Source organism: Lacticaseibacillus paracasei subsp. paracasei (genome assembly GCF_000829035.1).
Classification (GTDB): Bacteria; Bacillota; Bacilli; order Lactobacillales; family Lactobacillaceae; genus Lacticaseibacillus; species Lacticaseibacillus paracasei.
The window spans coordinates 702,363-721,038 of the sequence record NZ_AP012541.1; the positions used below are offsets into that span (position 1 = coordinate 702,363).

The window sequence follows — 18,676 nt, forward strand, 5'->3', positions numbered from 1 at the left end:
TGCTATTTAGGCATAAAATCATTGCAAACGTTCGTTCGCTTTGGTATGCTTTGTGTAATCAATTAGAACTGAGGCGGTGAGCGGATGCCAACACAAGCAAGTCAGAAACGTTGGAAACAAATTTTACAATCAATCTATGATGCAATCGAGGATCATGGGTACCCGCCCACGGTTCGCGAAATCGGCAAATCAGTCGGTCTAAGTTCGTCAAGCACGGTGGCAGCGTACTTGGAGAAATTGTTGGCGGCGGGACTTATTGCTAAGGATCCAGCGAAGCCGCGGACGCTTGAAGTGACCTCAGCCGGACGTGACTTCATTGGCGTTCAGGATCACGGTATTCCGATCGTCGGCACAGTTGCTGCAGGGGTCCCGATTACGGCCATCGAAAATATCGATGATTATTTTCCGGTACCAGACGATCTTCCGTATGCCGCTGACGAATTATTCATGTTGCGAGTTCAAGGTAATTCAATGATCAAAATCGGCATTTTAGATGGTGACCAGATTATTGTCAAGAAGCAGAATGACGCCGAGAATGGGCAGATTGTTGTTGCAATGACTGAGGAAGATGAAGCCACTGTCAAGCGATTTTATAAAGAAAAGAACGGCATTCGGTTACATCCTGAAAATGACAGTATGGATGATATGTTCTTCCCGGATGTAACGATTCTTGGCATCGTTGTGAGTTTATATCGGCCTGCATTAGTTTAACCATTTGAAGTCGTGAATGACTAGGCTGGCAACTTAAATCCAATTAAAATGTACCATCAACAAAAGAGACATCAGCTGTGATCCCACAAAATATAGGATCACGGCTGATGTCTTTTTGCTCAGACACTTTATTGGTTTTGTTGGGCGAGGCGATCGAGATCGTCTTGTGGCACCTTTTTATAAACGGGACCATCGGGCAACTGCTTTAAGTTACCGGTTTTTGTTAATTGAAATTGTATCGTATTAGCAGAGGCTTGCGGCTGCGCTTTACCAGTGAAGGTGAAGATTCGGCCTTTGAGGGTCAAATCAGCAGCAAAAATACCACTATCAGTACTTTCAAAGACACCATCTCGATTGGCTAATGTTTCAAGATAGTAGCCGCTGGTGGATGAGGTGACTCGAATTGCTTTGGTCGCATCTTTTGTTTGGACGAACGCATGGCCAACCAATGTACCTAAGGTCGCTTTCGGAACAGTTTTTTTGACCGTGTGCGATTGTGATGTTGCGCTCGATGATGATGTTGTCTTTTTGGGGGTTGAGGTAGTTTGTGAGCAGCCTGATAAGATCAAGATTGCTGCTAGTAGCAGATAGCGCTTTTTCATTCGACAGCAACTCCTAGTGAATGAACTGGATGCAAGTCATCACGATTGGGATCACGATCATCGAAAGCAGCGTTGTTTCGGTGACCATGATAGCAGCGTAATCGGAATCCGCATCGTACAGTTTGGCAACAACAGGCGCATTGGTCATGACCGGCATGCAAGATTGCAAAATAAAGATTTGTTTCATCAAAGTTGGGACAGGGGCGAAGGCGACAAGCGCCGTCATGAGTAACGGTGCAAAGAGGAAGCGGCCACTGAAAATACCCAAAGCTTCTTTGCTGATTCTTAATTTACCCCAGCCTGCTTGATGCAAAGCGATGCCAATGAAGAACATGGAGCCAGGAACAGTTAAGGCACCGATATAAGTCAGATCGGCCATCAAGAAAGTCGGCAATTTGATTTTTAAAAGCACAAGCACAATCCCTAACATAAAACCGAGCAACGGCGGTGAGAACACTTTCCCAAGTACCTTTTTCAAATCAAATTTAGCTGGGCGCGGGCCGTCACCTTGAATAAGGTAAACGCCGATGGTCCAAAAAATGGTGGTGTTGGCCATGTAGTAGACCAACACATATGGCAGACTACTTGGCCCAAATAAGGCTAAGTTGACAGGCAAGCCGATAAAAACTGTGTTGGAGTTAAAAAACATTGACTTAAAGGTACCCTTACGTGCATGTGGCACCTTCAATAAGTAGCAAACCAGAAATGATAGGGCAAATAGGATCATCATGGAAAGGACTGGGAAAAACAAATCTGGCAAGAGTCGCAGCAACATTGGCGCCGTGAATTTTGAAGCGATCGTGACAATCATGTAGGCTGGCAAAGCAACTTGGGTGACAACTTTGGCAATGATTTTACTTGAATGGTCATTAAACCACCCGCGTGCTGTCAGAAAATAGCCGATTGCGATTAGAATCAAAATTTCAAGAACACCAAAAACACTGGAAATAAATGCGGTCAAATACTGACACTCCTTTATAAAATTATTTTGGCCGCCGCAGTGTAAAGGTGCGTCCAAGCTCGGCGTATGTCGGCCCGGCGAGGCGGGCAATCGGCGCCAAAGCGGTGGGATCAATGTGAAGCGTTGTCGGATCAAGAACCGTATCGGCAAAATGGAATCGGTGCACTTCTAAAATGAAAAGATCAGTCAAAATGTCACCATCAGCGTTACGAATCGGCACGTATTGATAAAGCTTGGTTTCAAATCGAACACGCGCTGCCTGCAACCCCGGCACCTGAATGTCCGTACTTGCAACTAACGGCAGGTCAATCAACGACAACTCGCTTTGATCAGGTGCTAAGCGGGCAGCTGTTTGATTCATGGCCTTCGTGAGATCTGCACTCACGATGTGAACAACGGCCTCGTGGCGCGCCAATAGATTTGCAGCGGTATCTTTTGCCTGACCCCGATCACGTAAAACTGCTACTGACAACAGTGGCAGTTGGTTTGAAATCCCGGTCGTAAATGAAAAAGGCGCTAGGTTAATGAGGCCAGTCGTGTTTTGCGTGGTAATCCAAGCGATTGGCCGCGGGATCATACTGCCAGCCAGCAATTTATATTGATCACGCGCGGATAAGTCGGCGGCAGCAAGGTTGAACATCGTGGTCCTCCAGAAAGTTGGTAACGCGGCAGGTGCGTTAAATTGAGTGGGTCGCATTTGGGTGTGGTCATCAACTTGATTTTTCCCACTATGGTTGCAAGTTTAGCGCAGGCAGTTGGCGGCGTCAAAGTGGAACCATCATTTGGCATCATTGATGTCAGTCATGGCATGTTTTTTAAAGTCATCACAAGGATGTCATTGATCATATAAAAACTGACACCTGAAAAATCGGGTGTCAGTAAGATTTTTTAAGGGAATCAATTAACTGGGATTACTGTTTGAAGCTGACGAGCTGCTGTCTGGTGACGGGGATGGTTGTTCACTAGATGCGTTCGAATTGCCGTCAGTTTGGGACTCGTTTTGACCGTTATTGTTATTTCCATTATGATTGCTACCGCTATTATCAACCGTGCTCTGTTGACTTTCCACACTCGGCTGAACAGAAGGCGCTGGCGCCGCTGATGATGGTGGCTCGCTTGGTTGGCTAACGATGACCGGTGCACTGCTGACAGTGCTTGACTGTGCGTTGGCTGTTTCTTGCGTGGTTTTGAATTTAGCCAGACTGGTTAGCTTTTTCTTCGATTTGCTTAGTGGCAAATTGGTCTCAACATAGCGATAACTGTGCGGTGTTTTGTTTTTCAGCGTAATCGTGTTGTTCAACTCGAATGTGAGCGTCTTGGTGTAGCTTCGAACAGTGCCGGTCGCGCCATCGACTGAATACTGGCGAACGGCAGTCGGCTTATTGTTCTTGTACGTCGTCGCACTTGCATATTCATAAACATTAGCGTGTTCGGATGTCAATGTTAGTTTGCCATTTTTACGCTTAAAACTGCCGGTGTCGTTGACGACAAATGGATGCCCATGAGGATCGAGAATGAGCAGGCGAGTGTAGGTTTGGTCATCTGTCAGCTTAACATAGACGGTTAAGTCATGTTGATCACGGTCTAGATCGATGACCGTGCCCGAAGCCTTATAAGTACCGCTGTTAAATGGGTGTGTGACGGTGACTGAAGGTGAAACACTGCTGCTGGAAGATGTCACCGGTCCTTGAACTTTAGCACCGCGAAGAACGAGCCACATAAAAACAGCTACAAAAATAACCGCGGCACCAATACCGGTGAGCGTGAGATAAAGCGTTCGACGATTCTTGCGAATACGTTCACGTCGCATATTGTGCCTCCTGAAATAAGATGAAAAAGGTTTATTTTAATATAAGGAATGTCCAGTAGAAAGGCAATCTTTTACCAAATGCTTAACCTAACCGTTACACAATGACATCCCCATTAGCAAGAATCAAGGTTTGAATTGGAACATCAAACGGCTCCACAGGCCAAGCCACTTGCGGAAACGCCATCACGGGTGGTACCAGTGTGATCGTGTTGCCGCGATAAGTTGTCAGAAAGCGATCATAATAGCCGCCACCGAAACCGATGCGGTACTTGTCAGCCAGCGAAAAGCCAATGCCAGGCACCAAAATGAGATCAGGGGCGGCATGAATCTGATCGGCTTGATAAGGCGGCTCCGGGATACCAAAAGCACTGGTGATCAGCTTGTTTTTGCCAGGATCAGGTAGGAAAACCATTTGCCGCTTGGGCATGACCCGTGGTAAGTAGACGGCTTTATTGGCGTCGTGGGCCGCCTGAATAATTGGCTCGGTTGGGACTTCAAACGGTCCGCTTACGGTAACACCGATGCTGTGAGCACGTTGCCACATAGGTGTTTGAACTAGTGCGGCCAAAAGCGCTGCACTGGCAGCCTGAGTCGCTTTCTGGACGGCTTTCAGACGTTTTAACTGAAGCGGGCGGAATTCGGCTTTGCTTGGCATAGTGACCTCACTTTGTTTTGAGTAGTTCGCTTAGAACAACGGCTTGGTTATGCGTTTCGTCCTTGGCACCATAGAGCATAATGACTGGCTCTTGTTCATGTTGCTTCAATGTTTTGATGAAGTCTGGCAGGTCAGGATTAGCTGCTAACTCAGCTAAGTACCGCTTCTTGAATTCAGGGTACTTTTCAGGGTCGTGACCAAACCACTTCCGCAACTCAGTGGACGGCGCAATGGTTTTGGCCCATAAATCCAAAGCAGCGTTAACTTTGCTGATGCCCCGTGGCCAAACTCGGTCAACAAGGACACGGAATCCGGATGCTTGCGGTTTTTGGTAGATGCGTTCAAGTGTTACTTTCAAAATCATCACCTCACTGACTATTCTACCAGCCTTGGCAACTAGTGGCCGAATGGGAGGATAGATACGTTATAATAAAAGAGAACGTGAACTGGCGCGTGTAGCAATCCGCGTGTGAGCATTTTGTACGGGATTGGCATCGCGGACAAGGGTGCATACAGAACGGCCTCTGCGCCAGTAAACGCGCTTTAATACGGCCAAGAGGTGTTGAAATGATTACGCGTTATCAGATCCAGCCACGAGGAAATATGCAGGTAACCACAGACGATCAGGCCAACTGGATTCGAGTTTCGGCGCCGTTGCCTCAAGAACTACAGACGCTGGCGACGACATACGGGCTGCCAGCAACCTATCTGGCGGCAGCAACCGATCAACATGAAAATGCACGAGTGGAGGGCTTAAATCCGGCAGATCAGGTACCAGGGTTGATTGTTTTGCGTTACCCAGTTGAAACGACCAGTGAAACGGGGTTTGATCAATACAATACGGTACCTATGACCATGATTCTACTGAATGATCGTGTGATCACGATTACCCACGATCCCTTACAAGCTTTCGATGATTTGGCTCAACAAAAACTTTCTCCTAAGCCTGAAGAGTTTGCACTGGAAGTCCTGTGGTTGGTGCTGCATCAATTCGTGATTGCAATGGACAAGCTGAATGATGAAACCAAGCAAATTGAGCGCAGCTTAGGTAAGGCGGCCAAAAACACGCAACTTTATCAGTTGATGGCCATGCAAAAAGGGCTGGTGTTCTTTGATGCGGCCTTGGATCATTCTGGTACGCTGCTTAAAGCCTTACGCGACGGCGAGCGCTTTTTTAATACGAATGGGTACTTACGGCGGTTGCATGATGTTGAAGTTGAAGTGGTCGAGGCTCAAACGATGGTTCGGATCACCGAGAAGTTGCTGACGCAGTATTCAACTGCCGTGAGTGCCATTGTTTCGAATAATTTAAACTTGATTATGAAGGTGTTAACTAGCATCACAATTATTTTGACGATTCCAACCATTGTGGGTGGTATATATGGCATGAACGTTCGCTTACCGTTTGCCAACGCTTACTGGGCTTTTTGGTGGTTAATCGGCGGCACAGCCATCTTGTGCGGCTTGGCGGCATGGTGGTTGTGGCGTCAGGATTACTTTTAGCATTAGGTACTTTGAAAGTGGGTGTACAAATCCCCGTGACGTATCGCTATCGTCACGGGGATTTTGTGTGCGTCCGTCAGCCTGAGTAGAAACCGGCGCAAGTACGAGGAACGTGATGGCCGGCCTTAATCCTTGCGAACTAGATCCTTATGCGGAGCTTTCTGGGTTGGTGAGGCACGATGTTGCAGACGAATTAGTCCGTTTTCACGACTGACATGACAGCGTTAGTTTGCCGCAAGGATTTGATTAAAGCGCTGCATTGCCGGTGTCAAAACGCGGTCTTTGCGGCGGACAATGGAAATGGTGAAAACCGGCTGTTTTGGATCAGTGAGTTTGACAGCCGCAAGATGGTCATCAGGATTGATGGCGAGATTTGTCAAAAAACCGATACCGACATTTTGCGCCACCATTTGCTTAAGAAGTTGCACATCACCGGTTTGATAGACCACGTTGGGGATGAATGCCGACTGTTGTTGAAACCATGTGAAGGCGCGAGTGTGGACGAAGGCTTCACTGAGCGTCACGAATTTTTGCATCGCCAGTTCCGCGAATCGAACCTTGTCTTTTTGGGCCAACGGATCTGATTCAGGGGTAATAATGACAAATGGCGCCGTGCCGATTTGGCTGATCGTCAAATCTGGCTCCTGTAATGGTCCACTGGCGCCAAGTAAGGCAAAATCAAGATCGCCTTGTTTGATTTGGTTTAGTAAGGCGGCGGATCCTGCTTCAACTGTTTGCAATTGTGGCATTAAGCCGGCGGCAATAAGCTGCGGTGCAATTTTTGGAAAGAAGTAGTTACCAATAATTGGTGGCAAGCCAAATCGAATTTTGTTGGTCTGATCCCACGCAATTTCCTGCTGCGCCAAGGTCAACTGCTGAAGGATCACTTGGGCGTGTGCTGCTAACTGTTTGCCAGCTGACGTGACACCAATGTCGTGATGACGCCGATCACGAATAATGAGTTGCGCTTGAAAACTGTCTTCGAGGCGCTTGATGGCGGTCGTAATCGTTGGTTGACTGACGGCAAACTGCTCTGCTGTTTGTGAAAAGTTGCGGGTCTGCGTTAGCGCCAGAAAATATTCAAAATCGCGTGTGTTCAAAGTGTTACCTCCATGAAACGGTTGATGGGGAATAGAAGACCAATTCTTTGATTAAAGCATATAAAAATATTTTATCACTCCTGCTGGGTTTGACTATAAGATTTGTCGGCGTGTAATGTGACCTGCTGTAAAGAAGAAAGCCCGAGCAATGGCTGGTTGCTAACCGCGCTGGCTCGCGCTCAACTATAACGCGCTCGCAGTCGCAGAAGCTGCGCATAAGGACCTTGAGTCAAAATGGCCAAGATCGGGCCATTTGGGTTCAAGCCCACTTATGTTCCGGTTTCTAAGCGCTTCTGCTCGCGCTCAACTATAACGCGCTCGCAGTCGCAGAAGCTTGTGCATATGGACCTTGAGTCAAAATGGCCAAGATCGAGCCATTTTGACTCAAGCCCACTTATGCTCCAGCTTCTAAGCGCTCTTGCTCGCGCTCACTTAGAAGGAGTGTTGATTTTGAAATATACACCAGAGCAAATTATTAACGATCCGTTTTTAAATAAGGGTACCGCCTTTACTCAAGCAGAACGGAATCAGTATGGCTTGAATGGTTTGTTGCCACCAGCTGTCCAGACCTTGGACCAACAAGTTAAGCAAGCTTATGCTCAGTTAACGACCAAGCCGACTGATCTGGCTAAGCGTCAGTTCTTGATGACGCTTTTTAATGAGAACCATGTGCTGTTCTATAAGCTTTTTTCCGAGCATATCAATGAATTCATGCCGATCGTGTACGATCCAACGATTGCCGATACGATCGAAAATTACAGTGCGCTGTTTGTCAATCCGCAAAACGCCACTTATCTGTCGATTGACGATCCTGATCATATCGAAAGCGCGCTGAAGCATAGTGCCAATGGCCGTGATATTCGCTTGTTAGTCGTTAGTGATGCTGAAGGCATCTTGGAAATCGGCGACTGGGGCACCCAAGGCGTAGATATTTCTGTCGGCAAGCTTATGGTTTATACCGCTGCTGCTGGCATTGATCCGAGTCAAGTTCTCCCGGTTGTGCTGGATGTTGGCACCAATAATGAAGCACTATTGAATGATGATCTTTACTTGGGCAATCGGCATAAGCGGGTATATGGCCCGAAGTATCGTAGCTTTGTTGATCAATTTGTCACCACGGCAGAGAAGCTATTCCCTAATTTGTATCTGCATTTTGAAGACTTTGGTCGCAGTAATGCTGCCGATATTTTAAATGAATACAAAGACCAGATCACCACGTTTAACGACGATATCCAAGGAACAGGGATCATTGTGTTGGCTGGTTTGCTTGGTGCGATGAATATTTCTAAACAGAAGCTGACCGATCAAGTTTATCTGAGCTTTGGTGCCGGAACAGCCGGTGCCGGCATTACCTCGCGGGTATATGAAGCCTTTATCGAAGAAGGCTTAAGTCCTGAAGAAGCCAAAAAGCATTTTTACTTGGTTGATAAACAAGGCTTACTTTTTGATGACATGTCTGACTTGACACCAGAACAGAAGCCATTTGCTCGCAAACGCAGCGAATTTGCAAATGCCGATGCGTTGACGAATCTTGAAGCCGTTGTCAAGGCTGTCCATCCAACTGTCCTAGTTGGGACATCAACCGTGCCTGGAACCTTTACTGAAAGCATTGTTAAAGAAATGGCTGCGCATACGGAACGTCCGATTATTTTCCCGTTGTCCAATCCGACCAAGCTTGCGGAAGCCAAGGCTGACGATTTGATCAAGTGGACAGATGGCCGTGGTCTGATCGCAACTGGTGTACCAGCGGCTAAAGTTGACTATCAAGGTGTCAGCTATGCGATTGGTCAAGCAAATAATGCTTTGGTTTATCCGGGCCTTGGCTTAGGCACCATTGCTTCAACAGCCAAATTTTTGACAGATTCCATGATCTCAGCAGCAGCGCACAGCTTAGGCGGTATTGTTGACCCTGATGAACCTGGTGCAGCGGTATTGCCGCCAGTTTCCAAGCTGGATCAGTTCAGTCAGACTGTGGCAATTGCGGTTGCTGAAGATGCGGTGAAGCATGGCCTGAACCAAAAGCCGATCAAAGATGCTAAACAAGCGGTTGCAAATATGACATGGCAACCAGAATACCGGCCACTGCCGGATTCACTCGAAATGGACTTGGGGGAATAAACGTTGACTGCATTAAGTACATCCATTCAAAGTGTTCTGACGATTGTTTTGCTGATCGTCGTAGGTTATGTGTTGCGGCGGCAAGGACGCTTTGATGATCAATTTGGTAAAACAATTTCTGATTTGTTAATGAAAATCGCCTTGCCAGCATCGATTTTCATCTCGGTCTTGCAACGCCTAACGTTGGATAAGTTGGTGAGTCTATCATCAGGCCTTGTTTATGGCTTTGGTGCCGTCATTTTAGGCTACCTGATCGCTTTCTTACTGGTTTGGTTATTAAAAGTGCGCCCGGGTCGGCGCGGGACGTTCATCAACATGTTTGTGAACGCGAACACCATTTTCATTGGTCTGCCACTTAACCTCGCCTTGTTTGGCGATAAGGCCGTTCCTTATTTTCTCATGTATTATGTGGTGAACACCGTGTCGACATGGACTGTCGGGGCCTTCATCATGGCGTGGGACGATCCAACCCAGAAGAAATCAGAAAAAAGCAGTACTGGCTTCAACTGGAAAAAGTTGTTGCCAGCACCGTTAGTCGGATTCTTAGTCGCTCTGGTTTTCCTGTTGTTGAAGATTCCGTTTATTCACGTCGGTTGGTTAAGCTTTGCAGTGAATGCCCTTGATTATGTGGGCAGTTTGGTCACACCGTTGTCGTTGATTTACATCGGGATTATTTTGGCCGATGCCGGTCTGAAAGCGATCCGCTTTGACCGCGATACCATCGTGGCTTTGATTGGTCGTTTTGTCATTGCGCCTGCATTAATCGCTGGTTTGATTCTGCTGGGGATGCATGCTGGGTTCAACGTACCAGGTCTTGAAGCGCAAACTTTGATCATTCAAGCTGCTGCGCCTGGATTGGCTGTATTGCCAATTCTTGCTACTGAGGCGCATGCCGATGTTGAGTATGCGACAAACGTGGTCACAACATCTACCGTCTTGTTTGTGGTTGTCGTGCCAATTTTGATGATGCTCGTTCAGGGCTTAGCTTAAACGTACGAAAAAAGAAGCCGATCATGGCTTCTTTTTTTGTGCGATTAATGTTGATGAGCTTCTAGATAGGCTAAAGCGCTTGTGTAATCAGGCTCATGTGTCTGTTCGGTGATTAGTTCACGATATTTGACAGTGCCGGTGCCGTCCACGATCCAAACGCTGCGAGCATCGGTGTGATTATCGGCCACAAACAAGCCCATAGCCTTGCCAAAGTCGCCATTTTGATCAGACAACAACTGCATTTTTTTCACGCCTTCAGCGGCACACCACGACTGTTGTTCTTGTGGGGTATTGGTTGAAATTGTATAGAAGTCAGTATGATCAAACGCATCCATATCTTCATTGAAATGTTTGGTTGAGATACTGCAAACGCGTGTGTTGATGTCTGGGACAACGCTGATTAACGTTAATCGCTTGCTTAAATCCTGCGTAGTAACGGGTTTTGCCTGTGCATTAGTAACGGTGAACGTCGGCAACTGCTCGCCGAGTTCGATTGGTGTACCATTCGTTGTTAATGCTTCGCCATGACGGGTTATTTCCAAAGGGCTCACTCCTTATATCGTTAATGTGGAATCGTTCAAGTTCAGTATCAGTGTACCACGATTCTGAATGCCATCAGTGTAGCATGCATTTGGATGAAACGAAATTCAAACAATTAAATTTGCTAAAATTCATTAGCATATATATTGACGCGAATATAATTATTTATGTACATTAACAATAAGCAAAATCATGCCAGATTTTTACAATTGACGTAATCGGAAATGTTAGCGAGCAAATAACCGGCACTTCAGGTGCGAGAAGGAGGTGGTCGAATGGAACAAGCATTGGTTGTTTACGCTTCGGAGACAGGGTTCACGCAACGGTTTGCCCTTGGCATTGCCCAGGCACTGCATTGTGAATTAATTGACGTGCAATTTGTCACCACTGCAGACCTGCAAAAACGCAAAATTATCATCTATGGCGGCCATCTCGTAGGTGAAAAAGTCTTGGGTCTAAAGGCCTTCTACCGCGAATTTCACCAGTCTTTACCTGATCAGTTGATAGTCTTTGGTAGCGGGATTATCCGACGGGAACAAGTGGCAATTAAGCAAATCAAGCTACAGTATCAGAACCGCTGCGTCATGCCTATCGATTTTTATTACTTACAAGGCCAACCCAAGCTAAGTCAAATGAACCTTTTTCGGCGTATCCAGACGAGCCTTGCTTTAAAACAATTAGGCGCCAGTCATTGCCCGGCAATTCATGAAACCATTCAACCTCTTTTGAGGGCAGTGGTGCGCTTGTTGGATCAGGCAAATTTATGATCGATAAAATCGTAAAAAAAAGCCGTCACTTGAGCGGCTTTTTTTGGCTGGGGTACTTAATCGATATAGATGCCAAAGTATTTGTAAGCAGATGTAGCCGACTCATTTAAGATGATTCGTCGAGCGTAATTAAAATAGTCAGCAAGCTTTGACAACTTGAGTGTATTGGCAATTTGCACGGCTTCGTTTAACATTGCTGCTCCTGTATTCCGCTGACCATAACGAACCTGTAATTCCCCAGTGCGAAATTTGGCACGTAAGGCGAATTCTGCATCTTGCTGCTCAACCAGTTCGACCTTTAACTGGTTTAAATAAGTCGCGACCATGTCATAATTTTGGCGCAGGAATTCAAGCGTTATCTGATTGTCTAGTAAATGGAATATCAACTTTGGGGCACTGCGGTAGTGACTGTAGTGGCGGCTTCTTTTTAAGGCGAGCGTCAATAATCGCCGTTGCGTTACAGGCGGCATGGCAATGCTAAAGATGATGAAGAGATAAATGTCGAATTCACCCCAATTCTCAATACGTTGCAAGTATTGCTCGGTGGCATGGGTTAAATCAGGTCTGATGGGCAACTGATGGGCTTTATCAACGACGAGTGATTGAAAAGTTGCAAGAATGACGACGCGCGCATTGACTGCCAATTGTTGCTTAAGATTAGGGTGTCGGTCTAAAGCGGCTTGAGCACGGCTAATTTCCTCCTTCATTACTTGAATCGCTTTAGGGAAGTCTTTTGGGTCGGCGGACAGTTCCAAAGTCTGGCCAAAATAAGTTCCCAGTAATCTGTCTCGGGTGGCATAGTCGTGCTCTCTCCCAGCAGTTACCAAAAATAGAAACTCTTCCGGCGTGGTGCTAAGTCGTTCGAGCAAGTGAGCTAACTTTGTGACTGTAATGTCACTTTGGTCGCGTTCTATCTTAGAAAGATAGGAACTGCTGATTTGTGCATCGGCGACTTGTGCAAGACTCATACTTTTGTTGGTGCGAATGGTACGAAGCAATTGACCAATCTTCATGACAGGTTGCCTTTCATATATGACATTTATTGTTTCTCTCAGCCTATACCTGACTATATTGAACAGCAAGTACTAAAGCGACTTATTGGTCAACACCAAGTCGCCAAGGTTAGGCCAAAGGGGGAAATGTAAGATGATGACATGGCGATATGGGCGCAAATGGCAATTGATTCTATTTGTTGGGACGAGTGTTTTGATGAGTGCGATGAATGTGGGGGTTGCAGCAAGCTTAACAGCTATGATCCAAGCGGCGACGGCGAAATCCGCAACGTTATTATTACAAACATTGCTGCCAAGTTTATTGGTCTTTTCCGGAGCTGCTGTGGCGACATGGGCCACAATGTTGCTACAGGCCGCCATTATTCGCCAAGTGAACTTGACTATCAAGAAAGTGATGACACGGCAATTGATTGATCATCCGGATTTATCAAGTTCGCAAGGCTCAGATCTGTCGTTTATGACCAATGACCTTAAAATGATCGAAACCAATGGCGTGACCAGTGAACTGACAGTGGTCGGGCAACTTATCACGTTTGTTGGGGCAATGATTGGCGCGTTTGCGTTTGACTGGTTGACGGCATTGATCTTTTTCCTAGGGAATCTGGTGCCGTTAGTTGCTTCAAAAGTCGCCCAAGGACGCTTGCGCACAGCAGCGTCAGATTGGTCTGAGGCTAATGGTAACTGGACGTCAGGGCTTAAAAATTATTTGAGCGGGCGCGATACAATCAGCGTTTATCAAGCAGAAGGGGTTGTTAAAGGTCGCATCCATCAACTAGCCGATCAGCTTGAAAACAGTCTGCGGTTGTTAAATATTTTGACTAGTAGCATGGATTCGTTGGGGATGTTATTAGCACTTTGTTTCGGCGTTTTACTGCCATTTGGAGTTGGTATTTATCGCGTCATTAGCGGCGCGTCAAGATTAGCATTGTTTATGGGTATCGTGCAGCTCTCAAATGACATGCGAAATCCGCTCGTTGTGATGATTGGTGCTGTGAACAAGTGGCAGACAGCACAGCCGCTTATCGCAAAAATAAATGCGGCGAATCATGCACCAACAGTTGAATCCTCATTGCTGATCAGGACTGGGGCGATGATGCTTAAGCACGCAGAGGTGGCGATTGACGGCCACAAGATTCTAAACGGACTCAATTTGACGATCACACCAGGTCAAAAAATTTTAGTGATGGCTCCCTCCGGATATGGCAAGTCAACGCTGCTCCGGCTGCTCGCTGGGGAGTTGCCAGTAGCAGCCGGTCAGTATTGGATCGGTAAGACCCTAGTGACCGCAAAAAATACGCATCAATTGCGGCAATTGTTTGGCCTCATTAAGCAAACACCGTTTATGTTTGATGACACGATTCGCTTTAATCTGACGCTTGGTGAACGTTTTTCGCAAGAGGCTTTGGATCAGGCAGCTACTGACTCCGGTTTGACACCACTCATCGCAGAGAAAGGGTGGGACTATCAAGTTGGCGATGAAGGCCACAATCTGTCAGGTGGACAGGCGCAACGATTAGAGATTGCCCGCGCCCTGTTACGTCACCGGCCAATTCTATTGGCAGACGAAGCGACATCAGCCTTGGATGAGCATTTAAGCGATCAATTACATGCTCATCTTTTGAAAAGTCCTGGGACGCTCATTGAGGTCGCACATCATATTAGCGAGACATGGCAAAAACAATATGATCAGGTGATTCGACTTGACGAGCTTGCTAGTCAGCAATAAACGCGAAACCGTTTACAACGAAGAAAAAGACTGGAAATTAGCGATCAACCGTTCATTGCGCCGGAATGGCACAATTTAGCGGTGATGGCTTTTCCCAGCCTTTCATGATGAGGGGCTACTTAGAAATTGTGGTGCTAAATGTGTGATGCAGTTTTTGTCATTAGCCATTGATTTCATGACTCAGTGAAATAATCTCATCCACTGTTCTACCGAGGAAGGCAATGGTTTGCTTCAAGGCGGCATCTGTGGTGACATCGACACCGGCTACCCGAGCAGCAGCGACTGGATTGAGTGAGTCGCCTAAGCTTAAGTAATGCAACCAGCGGTCAACGGCAGGTTGGCCTTGTTGTTCGATGGCTTGGAATGCCTGAGTAGCAACCATGAGACCAGCGGAGTACGAGTAGGAATACAATCCCATATAGTAATGGCTTTGTCGCATCCATGTGAGCTCGGCGCCTTCTTCTAGTTCAACAGCCGGTCCCCAGAAATCAGTGAGCACTTGACGTTTGATGGCATTCAACGCCGCTGCATCGAAACTGTCGCCGGCGTCAATGCGTTGGTAAACTTTGCGCTGGAACGCAGCTTCAAGTAAGTGGGTGACAAAGTTATGGAAGTAGGTGTCGTTGAGTAGGCGGGACAAGGCGAAGCGTTTCATCTGCGGATCTTTAGCCGTTTGATCAAGATAGTGGGTTAATAGGAGCTCATTGAAGGTCGAAGGGCTCTCCACTAAATAGTCATTGAAATCAGCATCGAGAATATTGTGTGCTTTTTCAGAGCGAACCATTTGTGCCGTGTGCCCAAGTTCATGAATTAAGGTGTAAACCGCAGGCAGGGAATTACTCCACGTCATTTCAACATAAGGGTGAACGCCATAGGGACCCGCGGTGTAAGCACCGGAGTCCTTGCCTTGATTGGCAGGGAAATCAATCCAGTGATCGGTGAACGCCTGCATCATTTGCGCTTGATAATCATGGCCCATGATGGCGGTCGCCTGTTCGATGTCTTGCTTGGCCTGATCAAGCGTAATCGTTGGAGAATAGGCAGGATCGATATCGATCTGAAGGTCGGTATAACCGATATGATCAAGTCCCCACAATTCCTTTACGTGGGTGATATATTTGCGCATGATCGGTGCCAGATCGTGCATAATCACGTCGATTTGGCGGTCGAACATGGCCCGACTGACTTCCTGATCGGCCAGCAAATAATCGATGACGGAATCATAGCCGCGCATGGTGGCAGTGATTTTTTCACGAGTGACTTGTGCTAGATAACCAGCCGCCATCGTGTTTTGATACCGACGCAATGTCTGGTTGAACATTGCATAGGCTGCACGCCGCACTTCGGTATCAGGATGCTTCTGATAATTTTCTTCATACATCACGAATGACAGCGGATAGGTTTTACCGTGAGCCGTGAAGGTGCCAAAATCCATATCGCCGAAAATCGTTTGGTCGCGAATATTGCTAGGCGCTTGGAAAACAGGTGATAACTCGGCTAAGACCTTCTCAGCAGCAGGAGCCAAAGCGCCTTTTTTAGCAATTTTGATTTGGCGGAAAAAGCCAGCATAGTCAGGTGCCTTGGCAACAACGGCATCAAGGACCTCTTCAGGTAACTGGGTTAGTTCTGCTTGAAAGAAGCTCAATTGACCACCAATTTCACCATCTAAAGCCGTGGCTTTGATTTGGCGATCACGGAGTTTAGGATCAGTGGTATCTGTCGAATACGGCATAAATGCCCAGTGTCCAATTTTACTATCAAGTTCGATAATCGAGCCATAGTCGCCCAGGGCATCAACAATGATGGCCGGTTCGGTCAACTTTCCTTGATATAGATGGACAAAATCCTTGGTCAAAGCGCGTACTTGCTTAATGGCTTCGGTGTAAGCAAACTCATCAGCAAAAATCGGCGTTAAATCCCAAGTCAGTTTTGGATCAACCTCTTGACGTTTTGGCAGTGCGGTTTCACTCATCGAAAAAACCTCCTTCGCTTAATGGGTAAAGTATAGCATTGGTCTGCATGATTTTGTTCTGTGGAATCGCATGGGGTAGATGGAAACGCATATCCACAAAAAGCGACTCGTGGTAAAATCATTAAAAAGGATGTGTTATATATATATGGGAATCGACAATAATCAGCTCGTGGCGCGCTATTTTGATCGCAAAGCTGATCATGCAGCATTCTTCAAGGCGTTAGAAGCCTATTTGGATGATCAGATTAATGAACTGTATACAACGTTGAATGATACTTTCGCAGATACGGTGACGCTGTCATTAGATGTGGCCATCGCTAAGGCGCACCAAGCCGGCGCCAAGATTGACGATCCAGCGGCTGAAGAAATTGCGGCAACTAACTATTTATTCAAAGAACTCTCTTCTCGCGGCTTGTGGCTGCAATCACCTGATCAAACCGAACCGAACACCATCATCGCTAAATTGAATTTCGGTAATCGGCGGACTTATTATTAAGCCTGATTGATCATCAAACGAGAAGTTGAGACATCATTCATAGTAACGAAAAAGAGGGTCTACACTTTCTGGTGTTGAGAAATAATCAACACTGAACGTGTAGGCCCTTTTTGGATAACGCAAAAAGACACCTACTCAGTGTCCATGCTATGCTTGTTAGCGTCGAAACCAAAAGCAAGCGAGGTTATGAGTAAATGTCCCAATACGATCCTACACTGTCCGTCCTTGGAATACCAGACCATAATATCAAAGTTGCCTTTGTTCGTCATGAATATCGCGGCAACGGGGTACGTCGCCGCCAGTATCATGTGATTGATGCCGAGCTGACTTACCGGTTAACCCGGTGCCCACTGTGTGGCTTTGAGGCCTTGCACCCTAACGGGTTTTATACGGCCCACGTGCGCGTCCTCAATGGGGTTGAAATGCCGACAGTCATTGACTTGCACAAGCAACGATGGCGCTGTCATAACTGTTACCACACAGTCAGTGCCAAGACGCCACTCGTGCAACCCAACCACACGATCGCCGCTCACATGACAGAGCGAATCATGAAGTTAGCGCATGAACGGTTGCCAGTCAAAACCATCGCCCGTATTATCGGAATCTCAGCCTCCTCGGTTCAACGGATCATTGACCAAAATCTCAAACTCCGACCGGCTCGCCGGCTGCCCACGCGACTCTGCTTTGATGAGTTCCGTTCTACTCATGGCATGATGTCGTTTATCTGTCTTGATGCCGATTCACATCGTCTGATTGCCTTGCTTGGTGATCGATTCAACCGCACGATTAAAAACTTCTTCATCGCTCATTATTCACTCGCTGAACGCACTCGGGTCCAGACGGTCACCATGGACATGAATGCAGCTTATCAGACGATTATTCATGAGGTTTTCCCCAAGGCCCAAGTCGTCATTGATCGGTTCCATATCATTCAACTTGCGGCTCGTGCCCTTGATCAGGTACGCGTCCAAGCGCTCAAACAGCTTGATGACAAACACAGCCGTCCTTATAAGATCATGAAGACAAACTGGCGGCTTTTTCATCAAACTGCGCCTGACGCTAAACACAAACAGTTCCTGTTTGGTTTGAATGAATACGTCACGCAACAGGAGGCCATCGATATCGCACTTGATACTGAGCCCAAGCTCAAGCAAACCTACGAGACCTACTTAGCGCTTCATGATGCCTTGATGGTGAAGAAACATCCCACGGAACTGGCAAACCTGTTAGCTACTTACGAGCCAAACGGTACGGCAATGGACATGACGATCGCGACGCTTAAGCGACACAAAGTCGCTGTTCTCGCCGCTGTCACCAGCCCTTATTCCAACGGTCCGATCGAAGGGGTTAACCGCCTCATCAAGTCACTCAAACGATCCTGTTTTGGCTTCAAGAATCAGCTGAACTTCTTCAAACGAATCTACCAAATCACGGCATAACATGACAAAGACGGCTCCCCAAATGGAGAACCGCCTCAAATGATAAATTTATTCTTCAACACCAGTTGGCGTAGAGCCGAAAAAGAGGCATGATTTTCTGACTTGGGGAAATCATGCCTCTTTTACTGCGTCATATGGATAACTTGTTAGGATCTAAAGATGCCAGTGCCAACGCTGAACAATCGTAGGCCAGATGGGGCTCGAAGCACCGTCTCCGTTCTAGCTATGTGTTGCAAGCCGGATCTAACCGGAAATTGCGGAATTTAGCACGGC

The 18,676-nt window shown here is 46.9% G+C and carries 18 protein-coding genes; 8 read left to right on the forward strand and 10 right to left on the reverse strand.

The window, feature by feature from the left end:
- Positions 1 to 84 precede the first annotated feature (84 nt).
- The gene (gene lexA, locus LBPC_RS03380) at positions 85 to 711 is read left to right on the forward strand and encodes a transcriptional repressor LexA (protein WP_003563873.1); all 627 of its coding nucleotides are present in this window, start codon (positions 85 to 87) and stop codon (positions 709 to 711) included.
- Between the two features lie 128 nt (positions 712 to 839).
- On the opposite strand, the gene LBPC_RS03385 is transcribed toward lexA, so the two are convergent.
- The 6 genes from LBPC_RS03385 to LBPC_RS03415 form a co-directional block, all read right to left on the reverse strand.
- The gene (locus LBPC_RS03385; RefSeq protein WP_003593577.1) at positions 840 to 1,313 is read right to left on the reverse strand and encodes a hypothetical protein; all 474 of its coding nucleotides are present in this window, start codon (positions 1,311 to 1,313) and stop codon (positions 840 to 842) included.
- A gap of 13 nt (positions 1,314 to 1,326) precedes the next feature.
- Positions 1,327 to 2,274, reverse strand: coding sequence for an AEC family transporter (locus LBPC_RS03390; RefSeq protein WP_003662902.1), 948 nt, complete (start codon positions 2,272 to 2,274; stop codon positions 1,327 to 1,329).
- A 22-nt stretch (positions 2,275 to 2,296) separates the two neighbouring features.
- Positions 2,297 to 2,914: a flavin reductase family protein gene (locus LBPC_RS03395; protein WP_003593579.1), complete on the reverse strand. Its 618-nt coding sequence runs from the start codon at positions 2,912 to 2,914 to the stop codon at positions 2,297 to 2,299.
- Between the two features lie 261 nt (positions 2,915 to 3,175).
- Positions 3,176 to 4,084, reverse strand: a complete 909-nt coding sequence (locus LBPC_RS03405) for a hypothetical protein (protein WP_003662907.1) — start codon at positions 4,082 to 4,084, stop codon at positions 3,176 to 3,178.
- Positions 4,085 to 4,178: 94 nt separating this feature from the next.
- On the reverse strand, positions 4,179 to 4,739 hold the full coding sequence (locus LBPC_RS03410) for a 5-formyltetrahydrofolate cyclo-ligase (RefSeq protein WP_003593584.1): 561 nt from the start codon (positions 4,737 to 4,739) through the stop codon (positions 4,179 to 4,181).
- Between the two features lie 7 nt (positions 4,740 to 4,746).
- A complete protein-coding gene (locus LBPC_RS03415) occupies positions 4,747 to 5,103 on the reverse strand; it encodes a DUF488 domain-containing protein (RefSeq protein ID WP_003563881.1) in 357 nt (118 codons plus the stop codon).
- Between the two features lie 203 nt (positions 5,104 to 5,306).
- Here LBPC_RS03415 and LBPC_RS03420 point away from each other — a divergent pair, with 203 nt between their 5' ends.
- Complete coding sequence (locus LBPC_RS03420; RefSeq protein WP_003569257.1) at positions 5,307 to 6,242, forward strand: magnesium transporter CorA family protein; 936 nt, start codon at positions 5,307 to 5,309, stop codon at positions 6,240 to 6,242.
- A 224-nt stretch (positions 6,243 to 6,466) separates the two neighbouring features.
- Here the strand turns inward: LBPC_RS03420 and LBPC_RS03425 are convergent, their stop codons facing one another.
- Entirely contained in the window at positions 6,467 to 7,342 is an 876-nt protein-coding gene (locus LBPC_RS03425; RefSeq protein ID WP_003593587.1) for a LysR substrate-binding domain-containing protein, read from the reverse strand.
- 450 nt (positions 7,343 to 7,792) lie between these two features.
- On the opposite strand from LBPC_RS03425, the gene LBPC_RS03430 reads away from it, so the two are divergent.
- Together LBPC_RS03430 and LBPC_RS03435 are read left to right on the forward strand one after the other, a co-directional pair.
- A complete protein-coding gene (locus LBPC_RS03430) occupies positions 7,793 to 9,460 on the forward strand; it encodes a malolactic enzyme (RefSeq protein ID WP_032781245.1) in 1,668 nt (555 codons plus the stop codon).
- A gap of 3 nt (positions 9,461 to 9,463) precedes the next feature.
- Positions 9,464 to 10,450: an AEC family transporter gene (locus tag LBPC_RS03435; protein WP_003563892.1), complete on the forward strand. Its 987-nt coding sequence runs from the start codon at positions 9,464 to 9,466 to the stop codon at positions 10,448 to 10,450.
- A gap of 44 nt (positions 10,451 to 10,494) precedes the next feature.
- On the opposite strand, the gene tpx is transcribed toward LBPC_RS03435, so the two are convergent.
- Positions 10,495 to 10,992: a thiol peroxidase gene (gene tpx / locus LBPC_RS03440; protein ID WP_003563894.1), complete on the reverse strand. Its 498-nt coding sequence runs from the start codon at positions 10,990 to 10,992 to the stop codon at positions 10,495 to 10,497.
- Positions 10,993 to 11,265: 273 nt separating this feature from the next.
- On the opposite strand from tpx, the gene LBPC_RS03445 reads away from it, so the two are divergent.
- On the forward strand, positions 11,266 to 11,757 hold the full coding sequence (locus LBPC_RS03445; protein WP_003662913.1) for a flavodoxin domain-containing protein: 492 nt from the start codon (positions 11,266 to 11,268) through the stop codon (positions 11,755 to 11,757).
- A gap of 56 nt (positions 11,758 to 11,813) precedes the next feature.
- Here the strand turns inward: LBPC_RS03445 and LBPC_RS03450 are convergent, their stop codons facing one another.
- On the reverse strand, positions 11,814 to 12,770 hold the full coding sequence (locus LBPC_RS03450) for a helix-turn-helix domain-containing protein (RefSeq protein ID WP_003662915.1): 957 nt from the start codon (positions 12,768 to 12,770) through the stop codon (positions 11,814 to 11,816).
- A gap of 133 nt (positions 12,771 to 12,903) precedes the next feature.
- On the opposite strand from LBPC_RS03450, the gene LBPC_RS03455 reads away from it, so the two are divergent.
- Entirely contained in the window at positions 12,904 to 14,496 is a 1,593-nt protein-coding gene (locus tag LBPC_RS03455; protein ID WP_003662917.1) for an ATP-binding cassette domain-containing protein, read from the forward strand.
- A gap of 160 nt (positions 14,497 to 14,656) precedes the next feature.
- Here the strand turns inward: LBPC_RS03455 and pepF are convergent, their stop codons facing one another.
- Positions 14,657 to 16,468, reverse strand: coding sequence for an oligoendopeptidase F (gene pepF, locus LBPC_RS03460; RefSeq protein ID WP_003662918.1), 1,812 nt, complete (start codon positions 16,466 to 16,468; stop codon positions 14,657 to 14,659).
- A gap of 145 nt (positions 16,469 to 16,613) precedes the next feature.
- On the opposite strand from pepF, the gene LBPC_RS03465 reads away from it, so the two are divergent.
- Together LBPC_RS03465 and LBPC_RS03470 are read left to right on the forward strand one after the other, a co-directional pair.
- Positions 16,614 to 16,964, forward strand: a complete 351-nt coding sequence (locus LBPC_RS03465) for a hypothetical protein (protein ID WP_003563904.1) — start codon at positions 16,614 to 16,616, stop codon at positions 16,962 to 16,964.
- A gap of 194 nt (positions 16,965 to 17,158) precedes the next feature.
- Positions 17,159 to 18,403, forward strand: a complete 1,245-nt coding sequence (locus LBPC_RS03470) for an ISL3 family transposase (protein ID WP_041091424.1) — start codon at positions 17,159 to 17,161, stop codon at positions 18,401 to 18,403.
- Positions 18,404 to 18,676 lie beyond the last annotated feature (273 nt).